This is a genomic window from Rhodanobacter denitrificans, from assembly GCF_003335105.1.
GTDB lineage: Bacteria > Pseudomonadota > Gammaproteobacteria > Xanthomonadales > Rhodanobacteraceae > Rhodanobacter > Rhodanobacter denitrificans_A.
In genome coordinates, this window is record NZ_QFWQ01000006.1 from 65,188 (window position 1) to 79,059 (window position 13,872).

Here is a 13,872-nt window from a genome sequence, read left to right on the forward strand (position 1 = left end):
CGCGGAGCCGTGCGGGGAATGCGTGCGAAACGACGGCGAGGCCTTCCCGCCGCGGTGGCGGGGCATCGCCGGTAGCTGTCTCGTGCAGAAGCGTCCCTGCCCGTGGATGTACCGCTTCCGTCACAGGCTCTGATGGATGCGCAGCCTAGGGAGGACCTGTGACAGTTAGGTGCCCGGTGGCATGACAAGGCTGAAATTTAGACGTCCAAATGGCGCGTTCCGCCAAGCCGGGCGTCATGGCGGGCTGGCGGCCCCGGGCCGTTCAGCGCACCGCCAGCGCCAGCGCGATGCCGATCCAGATCGCCAGCCCCAGCCAGTTGTTGTGGCGGAACGCGGCGAGGCAGGCATCGCGGGCGCGCCCGCGGATCAGCCACAACTGCCAGCCGAACAGGCCGGTGGCGGCCAGCAGCGCCAGCCAGTACGGCCAGCCCAGCGCGGCGCGCTGGCCGACGAACAGCATCGCCAGCAGGAAGGTGCCCATCAGCATGCCGAGGATCGGCAGGTCGGCGTCGCCGAACAGGATCGCGGTGGATTTCGCGCCGGCCTTGAGATCGTCGTCGCGGTCGACCATCGCGTACTCGGTGTCATAGATCACCGACCACAGGATGTTGCCGAGGAACAGCAGCCAGCCCAGCGGCGGCACTGTGTGCGTCACCGCGGCGAACGCCATCGGGATCGACCAGCCGAACGCGGCGCCCAGCACCACCTGCGGCAGGTAGGTCCAGCGCTTGGTGAACGGATAGATCGCCGCCAGCGCGGCGCCGGCGAACGACAGCTGGATGGTCAGCGCGTTGGTGAACAGCGCCAGCACGAACGCGAACGCGAGCAGCGCGGCGAACACCAGCAGCGCCTCGCGCGGCGTCACCCGGCCGCTGGCGAGCGGGCGGCCGGCGGTGCGCGCCACCTGCGGGTCGAGCTTGCGGTCGGCGTAGTCGTTGATCGCGCAACCGGCCGCGCGCATCGCGAACACGCCGAGGGTGAAGATGACCAGCAGCTTCCATGACGGGAAATCGGCGGTGGCCAGCCACAGCGCCCACCAGGTCGGCCACAGCAGCAGCAGCGCGCCGATCGGGCGGTCCATCCGGGTCAGCACCAGATAGTCCAGCGCCTTCTCGCGCTGCCGCGCGGGCAGCTTCTGCAGCAGCCAGCCCAGCACCCGCGTGGCGCGGGTCGAGCTGTCGGCCGGGCGTGTCGGCCGCGCGGCGGGTCGTGGCCGGGTGGCGGGCGAGGGCGCGGCACTGCGCCGCTGGCGTTTGCGGGAGGAGGGAGCCATTCGCCGAGTTTAGCGTGCCGGCCGCGACCGGATGGCGTCACCGGTCACCTCACGCCTATGGAGTGCGCCACCCGTCCCTCGCCGCGCGGGTCACGGTTGCCCTGCCGCGATCATTCCCGCAGCAGCAGCCGGTAGGCCGGGTGCGTGCTCTCGTCCATGTGCGGGTAACCGAGCGTGGCGAGAAAGCGCTGGAACAGCGGCTGCTCGGCCGCCGGTACCTGGATGCCGACCAGGATGCGGCCGTGGTCGGCGCCATGGTTGCGGTAGTGGAACAGGCTGACGTTCCAGTCCGGGTGCAGCCGGCCGAGGAAATCGGTGAGCGCGCCGGGCCGCTCGGGGAACTCGAAGCGGTACAGCCGCTCGTCGCGCGCCAGCGGCGAACGGCCGCCGATCATGTGGCGCAGGTGCAGCTTGGCCAGCTCGTCGTCGGTGAGGTCGAGCACGTCGAACGCCTGCGCGCGGAATGCCGCGGCCAGCGCCTCGCGCTCGTCGCGGCTGGCGATCCGCACGCCCACGAAGATGTGCGCGGAACGGGCGTCGCCGATGCGGTAGTTGAACTCGGTGATGTCGTGCCGGCCCAGCGCGGCGCAGAAGCGGCGGAAGCTGCCGCGCTCCTCCGGGATGGTCACCGCGAACACCGCCTCGCGCTGCTCGCCCACCTCGGCGCGCTCGGCGACGAAGCGCAGGCGGTCGAAGTTCATGTTGGCGCCGGAGACGATCGCCACCAGCGCGCCCGCGCCGTCGCCGTGTGCGGCCACGTATTGCTTCAGCCCGGCCAGCGCCAGCGCGCCGGATGGTTCGGCCACGCTGCGGGTGTCCTGGTAGATGTCGCGGATCGCCGCGCAGATCGCGTCGGCATCCACCCGCAGCATCGCGTCCACGTGCTGCCGGCATAGCGCGAAGGTCAGCGCGCCGACCTGCTTCACCGCGGTGCCGTCGGCGAACAGGCCGACCTCATCCAGCGCGACGCGTTCGCCGGTTTCCAGCGAGCGCACCATCGCGTCCGAATCCGTCGCCTGCACGCCGATCACCCGCACCTCGGGTCGCAGCGCCTTGATGCATGCGGCCACGCCGGCGAGCAGGCCGCCGCCGCCGACCGGCACGAACACCGCCTCGAGCGGGCCCGGATGCTGCCGCAGGATCTCCAGCGCGACCGTGCCCTGGCCGGCGATCACCGCAGGGTCGTCGAACGGGTGCACGAACGCCGCGCCGCGCTCGGCCTGCAGCCGCGCGGCGGCGGCCTGCGCGTCGCTGTAGGAGTCGCCCGCCAGCACGACGTCCACCATCGCCCCGCCGAAGCGGCGCACCGCGTCCACCTTCACCCGTGGCGCGGTCACCGGCATCACGATGGTGGCGCGGATGCCCAGCTTCGCCGCGGCCAGCGCCACGCCCTGCGCATGGTTGCCGGCGGAAGCGGCGACCACGCCGCGCGCGCGTTGCGCCGCATCCAGCTGTACCATGCGGTTGTAAGCGCCGCGCAGCTTGAACGAGAACACCGGCTGCTGGTCCTCGCGCTTCAGCAGCACTGGCCGGCCCAGACGTTCGCCGAGCAGCGGCGCAGCTTCCAGCGCCGATACCTGCGCCACCTCGTAGACCCGCGCGGCGCGGATCCGCGCCAGCAGGTCGTCGTCGACGACGAGTGGTGCGACGGCATTCATGCCGCGAGCGCGGGGGCCGGATGCGCCACCTGCAGCACGTCGACCAGTTTGCGCGTCTGCTGCAGGATCTGGCCGAGCGCGGCGTCGTCGCACTGCAGGCTCAAGGTGAGCCGCGAGACGGCGGGGTCGTGGGTGGCCGCCACGGTCAGCGTGTCGATGTTGTAGCCGCGCGCGGCGAACAGGCCGGCCACGCGCACCAGCGCGCCGGCTTCGTTCTGCAACAGGATGGACAGGGTGTGCTGCATGGCGTTTCTCCCTAGAACATGTTCGACGTGGAGGGCTCGCGTGCGGCCGGTGCCGCGCGCGAGGCAATGAAATCGCCGGTGATCATCTGCGCGTAGCTGGCGCCGGGACCGACCATCGGGTACACGCCGGCGTCCGGGTCGATCATCACTTCCAGGAAGGCCGGGCCATCGAAGGCGAGGAAGGCGGCGATGGTCGCCTCCAGCGCGTCGTGGCGCTCCAGCCGCTGCGCCCAGGCGAAGCCGTCGGCCTGCGCGGCACGCACGAAGTCCTTCCTGTGCAGGCTCTTGTCCGACGAGGCGAAGCGGCCCTTGAAGTACAACTTCTGCCACTGCCGCACCATGCCGTCGCCGACGTTGTTGAGCACCACGACCTTCAGCGGCAGGCCGTAAGTGGTGACGGTTTCCAGCTCGCCGATGTTCATGCGGATGCTGGCGTCGCCGTCGATGTCGATGACGAGCTTGCCCGGATGCGCGAACTGCGCGCCGATCGCGGCCGGCAGGCCGAAGCCCATCGTGCCCATCGAGCCGGAAGTGAGCCAGCGGCGCGGCGCGCGGAAGTCGAAATACTGTGCCGCCCACATCTGGTGCTGGCCGACGCCGGTGCTGACGATGGCGTTGCCCTGCGCATGGCGGTTGATCGCCTCGATCACCGCGTACGGCTGGATCAGCGTGCTGGCGCGGTCGTAGTTCATCGCGTGCACGCGCTTGAGTTCGGCCACGTGCGCATGCCAGGCGCCCAGCTTCGGCCGCATGCCATGCGCGCGGCCATACGCGGTGAGTCGCTCCAGCGCGCGCCTGAGCGGACCGACGTGATGCCAGTCGGCCGGCTTCACCTTGCCGATCTCGGACGGGTCGATGTCGAGCTGGGCGATGAACTTCGCCCGCGGCGCGAACTTGTCCGGCACGCCGGCGACGCGGTCGTCGAAGCGTGCGCCCAGCGCCAGCACGAAGTCGCAATCCTCGACGGCGTAGTTCGCGTACGCGGTGCCGTGCATGCCGAGCAGGTGCAGTGCCAGCGGGGCGGTGCTGTCGAAGCTGCCCAGGCCCATCAGCGTGGTGGTTACCGGCAGCCCGAATTCATCGACGAACGCACGCAGCGCGGCTGACGCCTCCGCCGCGATCACGCCACCGCCGGCGTAGATAAGCGGACGCTCGGCCCGCATCAGCGCGGCGAAGAAGGCGCCACAGTCGGCGTCGCCGAGCACCGATTGCTCGACCGCGCGCAGCCGCGCGCGGTAGCCGGCCAGCAGCAGTTCGCCGCTCCCGTGCCAGGGGAGCGCGGCGTTCTGCACGTCCTTCGGCACGTCCACCACCACCGGGCCGGGCCGGCCGCTGCGCGCCAGGGTGAACGCGGTGCGGACGGTGGCTTCCAGCTGCGTGGCGTCGGTGACCAGGAACACGTGCTTGGCGCAGGCGCCCATGATGTTGCTGACCGGCGCCTCCTGGAACGCATCGCTGCCGATCGCCGCGGTGCCCACTTGGCCGCAGATCACCACCAGCGGGACCGAGTCGGCCATCGAATCGCGCACCGGCGTGACCATGTTGGTAGCGCCGGGGCCGGAGGTGACGATGGCCACGCCGACCCGGCCCGACGCGCGCGCATAGCCGGCCGCCATGAAGCCGGCGCCCTGCTCGTTGGCCGGCACCACCAGCCGCATCGCCTCGTTGCCGTCGGCGCGCGGATGTTCGGCGTTGTGACGGAACACCGCGTCGTACACCGGCAGGATAGCCCCGCCGGAATAGCCGAACAGCACGCCGACGCCTTCGTCGGCGAGTACCTGCACGATCACTTCGGCGCCGCTCATGCTCTGGCCGGCCAGCGGGCGTCGACCGGTCGTGGTTTCGGCTTGCAGTGCTTGTGCATTCACTAGAAAAATCCCCAAGGTTCAGTGCCGTGCTCTTCCCTGCAAGACAGTGGAGAAATACGGCAGATGTGCCCCTCCCCTGCAACGCAGGGGAGGGTTGGGGAGGGGTCGCTCTTGATCTTGATCCTGAAGTCAAAAGCTTTACCCCCTCCAACCTCCCCCTGCTTTGCAGGGGGAGGAGCCAGGAGCGTCAGCCAGCCTTCTTCAACGGCGCGACGGCGGCGGGTGCCGGGTTGGGCTGCAGCCACGGCATCCGCGCACGCAGCTTCGCGCCGACCTGCTCGATCGGATGCTCGAGGTCGGCCTGCTTCAGGCGCTTGTAGTTCGGCAGGCCGGCCTGGTATTCGGCAATCCAGTTGCGCGCGAAGGTGCCGTCCTGGATGTCGGTGAGCACGTCCTTCATGCGCGCCTTGGTGCCGGCGTCGACCACCCGCGGGCCGCTGACGTAGTCGCCGTACTGCGCGGTCTCGGAGACGAACTGCAGCATCTTCGCCAGGCCGCCGTCGTAGAACAGGTCGACGATCAGCTTCAGCTCGTGCATCACCTCGTAGTAGGCGATCTCCGGCTGGTAGCCGGCCTCGACCAGGGTCTCGAAGCCCTTGATCACCAGCTCGCTCGCACCGCCGCACAGCACCGCCTGCTCGCCGAACAGGTCGGTCTCGGTCTCTTCCTTGAAGTCGGTCCGGATGATCATCGCGCGGCCGCCGCCGATGCCGTCGGCGTAGCCTTTCGTCTTTGCCTCCGCCTGGCCGCTGACGTCCTGGTGCACCGCCCAGATGCACGGCACGCCGCGGCCGCGCTCGTACTCGCTGCGCACCAGCGCACCGGGGCCTTTCGGCGCGACCAGGATCACGTCGATGTCGGCGCGCGGCTTGATCTGGCCGAAATGCACGTTGAAGCCGTGCGCGAACAGCAATGCGGCGCCGGGCTTGATGTTCGGCTCGATCGATTCCCTGTACAGCGTCGGCTGCACCATGTCCGGGGTGAGCACGGCGACCAGGTCGGCACCCTTCACCGCCTCGGCCGGCTCGGCGACGTTGAAGCCGTCGGCCTTGGCCTTGTGCCAGGTCGGGCCGTTCGGGCGCAGGCCGACCACCACGTCGAGGCCGGAGTCGCGCAGGTTGAGCGCGTGCGCGCGGCCCTGGCTGCCGTAGCCGAGTACGGCGATGCGGGATGTGGCGAGGGGGTTGCTGGCGTTGCTCATGCGGTGACTCCTTCGATGGTGGTGCGTTGGCGGACGGGAATGGATGTGGCGGTTTGCGGATGGGTGGTGGCGCCGTCGGAGGCGGAGCCGACCAGCAGCGCGTACTTGGCCAGCGCGCCGCGCGCCACCTTGGGTGCCGGCGGTTGCCAGCCGGCGCGACGGCCGGCGAGATCGGCGTCGGTGGCGATCTCGCGCGTGTCGGCGTCGATGCGGATGCGGTCGCCTTCGTGCAGCAGCGCGATCGGGCCGCCGCGCGCGGCTTCCGGCGCGATGTGGCCAACCATGAAGCCGTGGGTGGCGCCGGAGAAGCGCCCGTCGGTGATCAGCGCCACGTCGTCGCCGAGGCCGCGGCCGATCAGCGCGGCGGTGACGCCGAGCATCTCGCGCATGCCGGGGCCGCCGGCGGGGCCTTCGTTGCGGATCACGATGACGTCGCCCTTGCCGATGTCGCCGGCCTGTACCGCGGCGAACGCCTGCTCCTCGCTCTCGTAGACGCGGGCGCAGCCTTCGAAATGGCTGGCGCCCTTGCCGGCGAGCTTGAGGATGCAGCCCTCCGGTGCGAGGTTGCCGTATAGGATCGAGTAGCCGCCGCGCGGCTTCAGTGGTGCGTCCACCGGATGCACCACGTCCTGTGCTTCGGCGCGCGGTGCGGCGGCGACTTCGGCGAACAGCGAACGGCCGGTGACGGTGGGTGCATCTTCCAGCATGCCGGCGGCGATCAGCTCCTGCGCCACCCGCGCGCTGCCGCCGGCGCCGAACAGCTCGACCGCGGTGTAGCGGCCGCCGGGCAGCAGGTCGGCGATCACCGGGGTGTGTTCCGAGGCCGGCTGGAAATCCTCCAGCGTCCATTCGACGCCGGCTTCGCGCGCGATCGCCAGCAGGTGCAGCACCGCGTTGGTGGATCCGGCGGTGGCGGCGACCATGCGCGCGGCGTTGCGCGTCGAGGTGCGCGTGATCAGCCCGCGCGGCGTGCGGTCCGCCCGCAGGCACTCCATCACCAGCTCGCCGCAGCGGAACGCGGCCGCACCCTTGGCCGGATGGGTGGCGGGGATGTCGTTGTAGCCCAGCGGCGACAGGCCCAGCGTGGTCAGCACCATCGCCATCGTGTTTGCGGTGAACTGGCCACCGCAGGCACCGGCGCCGGGGCAGGCGTCGCGCTCCACCGCGGTCAGCTCCTCGTCGTCTATCTTGCCTGCGCCGTGCGCGCCGACCGCCTCGAACACCTGCTGGATGGTGATCGGATGGTTGTCGTGAGTGCCGTGCGCGATGGTGCCGCCGTACAGCGCCACGCCGGGGATGTTCAGCCGCGCCAGCGCCATCGCGGCGGCCGGAATGGTCTTGTCGCAGCCGCACAGCACCACCATCGCGTCGAGGCAGTGGCCGTCCACCGCCAGTTCGATCGAGTCGGTGATCACCTCGCGGCTGATCAGCGACGAGCGCATGCCCGGCGTGCCCATCGCGATGCCGTCGGTGACCGCGATGGTGTTGAACTCCACCGGCGTGCCGCCCGCGGCGCGGATGCCGGCGGCGGCTTCGGCCGCCAGCTCGCGCAGATTGAGGTTGCACGGGCTCACGTTCGACCAGGTATGCACCACGGCCACCAGCGGCTTGGCGATGGCTTCGTCGTCGAGGCCGGTGGCGCGCAGCATGGCGCGGGCGGGTGCGCGGTCGGGGCCGCTCTTGATCAGGTCACTGCGCATCAAAAATCTCCGAAGGACGGAATGCCTTCTCCCCGCCGGGGAGAAGGCCGGGATGAGGGGTGGGTGCTCGCGGCGGAGCCGAGCGAAGCACAGGAAAAAAGCGCCCCCTGCGCGCGAGGGAGGTCGACGGGACGGCCAGGGAGTCGGCGCCATCGCGGCGTGCAGGGACCATCCGCGTCGCATGCGCGCAGGGGGCAGCAGAAAACGCGGACACCTCCGTGTGGCCGCCTGGGAAACCGGGTAATGGCATCAGCCGCATGCGCGTGCCCCGCAGAAGAACGCGGCGGCGGTGTCGGCCTGCTCGCCGACCGCTTCGAGCACCGCGTCGCGCACCTCGTCGGTGCCGGCGTGGCCGCCGATGTCGCGGCTGTGCGGGCCGTAGCGCAACACCTGCTCCACCGCCGACTCCACCGCAGTCGCCTCGGCCTCCAGGCCCAGCGAATGACGCAGCAGCAGTGCAGCGGAAAGGATCGCGCCGATCGGGTTGGCCACGCCGGTGCCGGCGATGTCCGGCGCGGAACCGTGGATCGGCTCGTACAGGCCGCGCCGGCCTTCGCCCAGCGAGGCCGACGGCAGCAGGCCCAGCGAGCCGGCGAGTGCGGCGGCTTCGTCGGTGAGGATGTCGCCGAACAGGTTCTCGGTGACCACCACGTCGTAGCTGTTCGGCCGGGTCAGCAGCAGCATCGCCATGGAATCGACCAGCTGGTGCTCGACCTTCACGTCGGGGTAGTCGGCGGCGATGCGCTGCACCGTGCTGCGCCACAGCCGCGAGGTTTCCAGCACGTTCGCCTTGTCCACCGAGGTGACGTGCTGGCGGCGGCCGCGCGCCAGCTCGAACGCGCGGCGTACCACCCGCTCGACCTCGGCCACGGTGTACCTGCACTCGTCGGTGGCGGCGTCGGCGCTGCGCGTCTTCGCGCCGAAATAGGTGCCGCCGGTGAGCTCGCGCACGAACAGCACGTCGACGTTGCGCAGCCGGTCGTTCTTCAACGGCGACAGGCTGGCCAGTGCCGGATGCACCTGCAGCGGGCGCAGGTTGGCGTACACGCCCAGCGCGGCGCGCAGCGCCAGCAGTCCCTGTTCGGGACGCACCGGCGCGTTCGGATCGGACCACTTCGGGCCGCCCACGGCACCCAGCAACACCGCGTCGGCGGCCTGGCAGGCGGCCAGCGCGGCGGCCGGCAGCGGCTCGCCGCTGGCGTCGATCGCGGCGCCGCCGATCAGCTGTTCGTCGAACGTGAACGCGTGCTCGTAGCGCGCGGCCACGGTCTTCAGCACGGCCACCGCGGCGGCGGTGACCTCGGGGCCGACGCCATCGCCGGGCAGGGTGACGATATGGGCCTTCATGCCGCTTGCTCCTGTTGTTCGTAATGGGTGATCAACTTCTCGTTTTGCAGCAGGTAGCCGAGCTGGTCGACGCCGTTGAGCAGGCAGTGCCTGGCGAACGGTTCCAGCGTGAACGGGATGCGGCCGCCGTCGGGCAGTTCGATGAACTGGCCGCGCACGTCGATCGCCAGCTCGATGCCGGGGTGCCTGAGCAGCCAGCGGTGTTCCAGCTCGTCGAGCTGGATCGCCAGCAGGCCGTTCTTCAGCGCGTTGCCGCGGAAGATGTCCGCGATCTCGCTGCACAGCACCGCCTGGATGCCGTAGTCGAGCAGTGCCCACGGTGCGTGCTCGCGCGAGGAACCGCAGCCGAAGTTGTTTCCGGCGACCAAGATCGAGCAGCCGCGCGCTTCCGGCCCGTTCAGCGGGAAGGCCGGGTTGTCGCTGCCGTCGGCCTGGTAGCGCCAGTCGTGGAAGCACAGCCTGCCCAACCCTTCGCGGGTGGTGGTGGTGAGGAAGCGCGCGGGAATGATGCGGTCGGTGTCGATGTTCTCGTCGGCCAGCACGGCGGTGCGCGAGTGGAGGCGGGTGATGGGTTTCATGCGGCTTGCTCCTGCGTCGCGTACTCGCGCGGGTCGGCGATGCGCCCGGCGATCGCCGACGCCGCCGCGGTGGCCGGGCTGGCCAGCACGGTGCGTGCGCCCTTGCCCTGGCGGCCTTCGAAGTTGCGGTTGGAGGTGGACACGACCAGCTGGCCCGGCTGCGCCAGGTCGCCGTTCATCGCGATGCACATCGAGCAGCCGGGCACGCGCCACTCGGCGCCGGCGGCGGTGAACACGTGGTGCAGGCCTTCGCGCTCGGCGTCGCGGCGTACCGCCTCGGAGCCGGGCACCACCAGCATGCGCACGCCACTGGCGATGTGCCGGCCGTGCAGCACGCGGGCCGCTTCGCGCAGGTCGGACAGGCGCGAGTTGGTGCAGCTGCCGACGAACACCACGTCCACCGGCGTGCCCTGCATCGGCTGGCCGGGCTTGCTCTGCATGTAGTCGAGCGCGCGGCGCTCCTGCGCATTCGTCGCCGCCGGTACCGGTGCGTCCATCGCGATCGCCATGCCGGGATGGGTGCCGTAGGTGACGGTGGGCTTCACCGCGGCGGCATCGATGCGCACCTCGCGGTCGTAGCGCGCACCGTCGTCGCTCTTCAACGTGCGCCACTGCGCCATCGCCGCGTCCCACGAGGGGCCCTGCGGCACGCGCGGGCGACCCTTCAGCCATTCGAAGGTGGTCTCGTCCGGCGCGATCAGCCCGGCGCGCGCGCCGGCCTCGATCGACATGTTGCAGACGGTCATGCGTTCGTCCATCGACAGCGCCTCGATCGCCGCGCCGCGGTACTCCAGCACGTGGCCGGTGCCGCCATCGACGCCGATGCTGCCGATGATGTGCAGGATCAGGTCCTTGGCGCCGACGCCGGCGGGCAACGCGCCATCGACGTGGATCGCCATGGTCTTCGGCCTGCGCTGCAGCAGGCACTGCGTGGCCATCACGTGGCCGACCTCGGTGGTGCCGATGCCGAACGCCAGCGCGCCGAACGCGCCGTGCGTGGAGGTGTGGCTGTCGCCGCAGACGATCGTCATGCCCGGTTGCGTCGCGCCGAGCTCGGGGCCGATCACGTGCACGATGCCGCGTTCGGCGCTGTCCCAGCCGTGCAGCTCGACGCCGAACTCGCGGCAGTTGCTTTCCAACTGCGCGACCTGCGCCTGCGCCTCGGCGCTCGCGTAGGGGCGGCTGCCGTCGGCGTTCACCGGCAGGGTCGGCGTGGAATGGTCCAGCGTGGCCAGCATGCGATCCGGCCGGCGCAGCTTCAGGCCGCGCTCGCGCAATTCGCTGAACGCCTGCGGCGAGGTGACCTCGTGTACCAGGTGCAGGTCGACGTAGAGGATCGCCGGCGTGTCGGCGGTCTCGGCGGCGACGACGTGGGCGTCCCAGATTTTTTCGAAGAGGGTCTTGGCCATTACGCAGCCTCCTGCGTCGTGGCTTCGCTGTGCACCAAACTCAACCAGCCGTGGCGATCCTCGGTACGCCCATCGAACAGGCCGAAGAACGCCTGCCGCAGCTGTTGCGTGACCGGGCCGGGCGCACCCTTGCCGATCGCCTTGCGGTCGACCGAGCGCACCGGGGTGATCTCGGCGGCGGTACCGGTCATGAACACTTCGTCGGCCGAGTACAGCGCCTCGCGCGGCAGCTCGCGTTCTTCCACCGCGATGCCGAGGTCGGCGGCCAGGGCGAGCACGCTGTCGCGGGTGATCCCGGCCAGGATGCCGGCGCTGGACGGCGGCGTGAGCAGCTTGCCGCGCTTGACCAGGAAGATGTTCTCGCCGGCGCCTTCGCTGAGCAGGCCGCCGTGGCCCAGCGCGATGCCTTCGTCGTAGCCGTTGCGGCGCGCCTCCAGCCCGATCAGCTGGCTCGAGAGGTAATTGCCGCCGGCCTTGGCCCAGCTCGGGATGGTGTTCGGCGCGGGGCGGTGCCACGACGACACGCACACGTCGGCGCCGCGTTCGGCCGCCTCGCCCAGGTACGCGCCCCAGGCCATCGCCATGAGCGCCACCTCGACCGGCGCGCCGTCCTTCGCCAGCACGCCCAGGCCACCGGCGCCGCGGAACACGATCGGCCGCACATAGGCCGACGGCATCGCGTTGGCGCGGATCAGCTCCAGGCAGGCGGCGTTGATCTCGTCCTCGCTGTAGCCGACGTCGATCTCGTAGACGCGGGCCGACTCGAACAGGCGACGGGTATGGTCGGCCAGGCGGAAATAGGCCGGACCGCGCGGCGTGGCGTACACGCGCTCGCCCTCGAACACGGAGGAGCCGTAGTGCAGCGCGTGCGTGCTGACGTGGACGTTGGCCTCGGCCCACGGCTTGATGCGGCCGTTGTGCCAGACGAATGGGGTGTTCATGCGGTGGTCTCCTTGTGCGCGCGTCCGTGCGCGTCCGTGCGCGCGGCCATGGAAGGCCGCTTGTCGGTTAGTGGGTTCAAGGTGGATTGGCGTTCGATCCGATTGACGATGACCAGCGCGGCCAGCGCGGCGGCCTCGACGATGTCGGTGCTGCTGCCGTGGCCGCGCCAGTCGCGCGCGGCATGGCGCGCGCTCAGCTGCGCGTGGCCCTGGGCGTCGGCGCCTTCGCCGAGCGCGTCGATCTGGAAGCGGGTGAGCGCCAGCGGCGTGCCGGTGGCGCGCTCGATCGCGCGCAGCACCGCGTCCACCGGGCCGTCGCCGATCGCCGCCTCGCCGACCTCGTGGCCGTCGTCGTGGGCCAGCTTCACCGAGGCCGAGGCGCTGCCGCCCAGGTGCGAGCTGGCGTGCAGCTGCACCAGTTGCCATGGGCCGCCGGCGTGCGGGTCGTGGCCCAGCGCCAGCGCTTCCAGGTCTTCGTCGTGCAGCTCGCGGCCGTGGTCGGCCAGCGTCTTGAAGCGGCTGAAGATGTCGTCCAGCGCGTCGTCGTCCGGGGTATGGCCCATGGCCTGCAGGCGCTGGCGCAGCGCGGCGCGGCCGGAATGCTTGCCCATCACCAGCTTCGTCTCGGCGATGCCGACGTCCTGCGGCCGCATGATCTCGTAGGTGCCGCGGTGCTTGAGCATGCCGTGCTGGTGGATGCCCGATTCGTGCGCGAACGCGTTGGCGCCCACGATCGCCTTGTTGCGCGGGACCGCCTGGCCGGTCAGCTCGGTCAGCAGGCGCGAGGTCGGGTACAGCTGGCGCGTGTCGATACGGGTATCCACGCCGAAGTGCGGCGCGCGCACCTTCAGCGCCATCACCACCTCCTCCAGCGCGGCGTTGCCGGCGCGCTCGCCGATGCCGTTGATGGTGCATTCCACCTGGCGTGCGCCGGCGCTCACGGCGGCCAAGCTGTTCGCCACCGCCATGCCGAGGTCGTCGTGGCAGTGGCTGGAGAACACCACCCGCTCCGCGCCCACGATGTGGCGGCGCAGGTACTCGAACAGCTCGACGATCTCGGTCGGCGTGGTGTAGCCCACCGTGTCCGGTGCGTTGAGCGTGCTGGCGCCGGCGGCGACCGCGGCGCTGAACACCTCGGCGAGGAAGTCGGGTTCGGTGCGCAGTGCGTCCTCGGCGGAAAATTCCACCTCATGGCACAGCCCGCGGGCGCGCTCGATCGCGCGCACCGCAGTCTCCAGCACCTGCGACTTGCTCATGCCCAGCTTGTGCTCGCGATGCAGCGGGCTGGTCGACAGGAACAGGTGGATGCGCGAATGACGGGCCGCCTGCAACGCACGGGCGGCGCTGTCGATGTCGCCGTCCTGACAGCGCGCCAGGGCGCAGACCGTGGTGGCTTTCAGCGCTCCGGCGATTTGCGCGACTGCAGCAAAATCGTCCGGCGAGGCCTGCGGAAAACCCGCTTCGAGCACGTCCACGCCGAGCGCCTCGAGCTGCTGCGCCATGCGCAGCTTGGCGCGCCGGTCCATCGAGAAACCGGGCGCCTGCTCGCCGTCGCGCAGGGTGGTGTCGAAGATCCGCACGCGCTCTCCGACTACGTCGTCGTCGCTGGCGGGAGGGCTCTGCTGGTCGGGGGTTTTCATCATGGCTCCGCT

11 protein-coding genes are annotated in these 13,872 nt (G+C 70.6%); all 11 read right to left on the minus strand.

The genetic code is table 11. The features are described 5' to 3' along the window. Nucleotides 1–262 precede the first annotated feature (262 nt). Entirely contained in the window at nt 263–1,156 is an 894-nt protein-coding gene (gene ubiA / locus DEO45_RS09880) for a 4-hydroxybenzoate octaprenyltransferase (RefSeq protein WP_428992445.1), read from the minus strand. A 227-nt stretch (nt 1,157–1,383) separates the two neighbouring features. Next, entirely contained in the window at nt 1,384–2,931 is a 1,548-nt protein-coding gene (gene ilvA, locus DEO45_RS09885; protein WP_114343039.1) for a threonine ammonia-lyase, biosynthetic, read from the minus strand. Continuing rightward, nucleotides 2,928–3,176, minus strand: coding sequence for an acetolactate synthase small subunit (ilvN, locus tag DEO45_RS09890; protein ID WP_114343040.1), 249 nt, complete (start codon nt 3,174–3,176; stop codon nt 2,928–2,930). The genes ilvA and ilvN overlap by 4 nt, the downstream gene beginning before the upstream one ends. Before the next feature lie 11 nt (nt 3,177–3,187). Then, nucleotides 3,188–5,044, minus strand: coding sequence for a biosynthetic-type acetolactate synthase large subunit (gene ilvB, locus DEO45_RS09895; protein WP_428992437.1), 1,857 nt, complete (start codon nt 5,042–5,044; stop codon nt 3,188–3,190). A 187-nt stretch (nt 5,045–5,231) separates the two neighbouring features. Further along, nucleotides 5,232–6,245 carry a ketol-acid reductoisomerase gene (ilvC, locus tag DEO45_RS09900; protein ID WP_114343042.1) on the minus strand — a complete coding sequence of 338 codons (1,014 nt, stop codon included), beginning with the start codon at nt 6,243–6,245 and terminating at the stop codon, nt 5,232–5,234. Beyond that, nucleotides 6,242–7,945, minus strand: coding sequence for a dihydroxy-acid dehydratase (locus DEO45_RS09905; protein ID WP_114343043.1), 1,704 nt, complete (start codon nt 7,943–7,945; stop codon nt 6,242–6,244). The genes ilvC and DEO45_RS09905 overlap by 4 nt, the downstream gene beginning before the upstream one ends. Nucleotides 7,946–8,194: 249 nt before the next feature. Next, a complete protein-coding gene (gene leuB / locus DEO45_RS09910) occupies nt 8,195–9,292 on the minus strand; it encodes a 3-isopropylmalate dehydrogenase (protein ID WP_114343044.1) in 1,098 nt (365 codons plus the stop codon). After that, nucleotides 9,289–9,870, minus strand: a complete 582-nt coding sequence (gene leuD / locus DEO45_RS09915) for a 3-isopropylmalate dehydratase small subunit (protein ID WP_114343045.1) — start codon at nt 9,868–9,870, stop codon at nt 9,289–9,291. The genes leuB and leuD overlap by 4 nt, the downstream gene beginning before the upstream one ends. Continuing rightward, nucleotides 9,867–11,279 (minus strand): 3-isopropylmalate dehydratase large subunit, encoded by a 1,413-nt coding sequence (gene leuC / locus DEO45_RS09920; RefSeq protein WP_114343046.1) that lies wholly within the window; start codon nt 11,277–11,279, stop codon nt 9,867–9,869. Before leuC ends, leuD begins: the two co-directional genes overlap by 4 nt. Next, on the minus strand, nt 11,279–12,220 hold the full coding sequence (locus DEO45_RS09925) for a branched-chain amino acid transaminase (protein WP_114343047.1): 942 nt from the start codon (nt 12,218–12,220) through the stop codon (nt 11,279–11,281). The genes leuC and DEO45_RS09925 overlap by 1 nt, the downstream gene beginning before the upstream one ends. Continuing rightward, nucleotides 12,217–13,863, minus strand: coding sequence for a 2-isopropylmalate synthase (locus DEO45_RS09930; protein WP_114343048.1), 1,647 nt, complete (start codon nt 13,861–13,863; stop codon nt 12,217–12,219). Before DEO45_RS09930 ends, DEO45_RS09925 begins: the two co-directional genes overlap by 4 nt. Between the last annotated feature and the right edge of the window lie 9 nt (nt 13,864–13,872).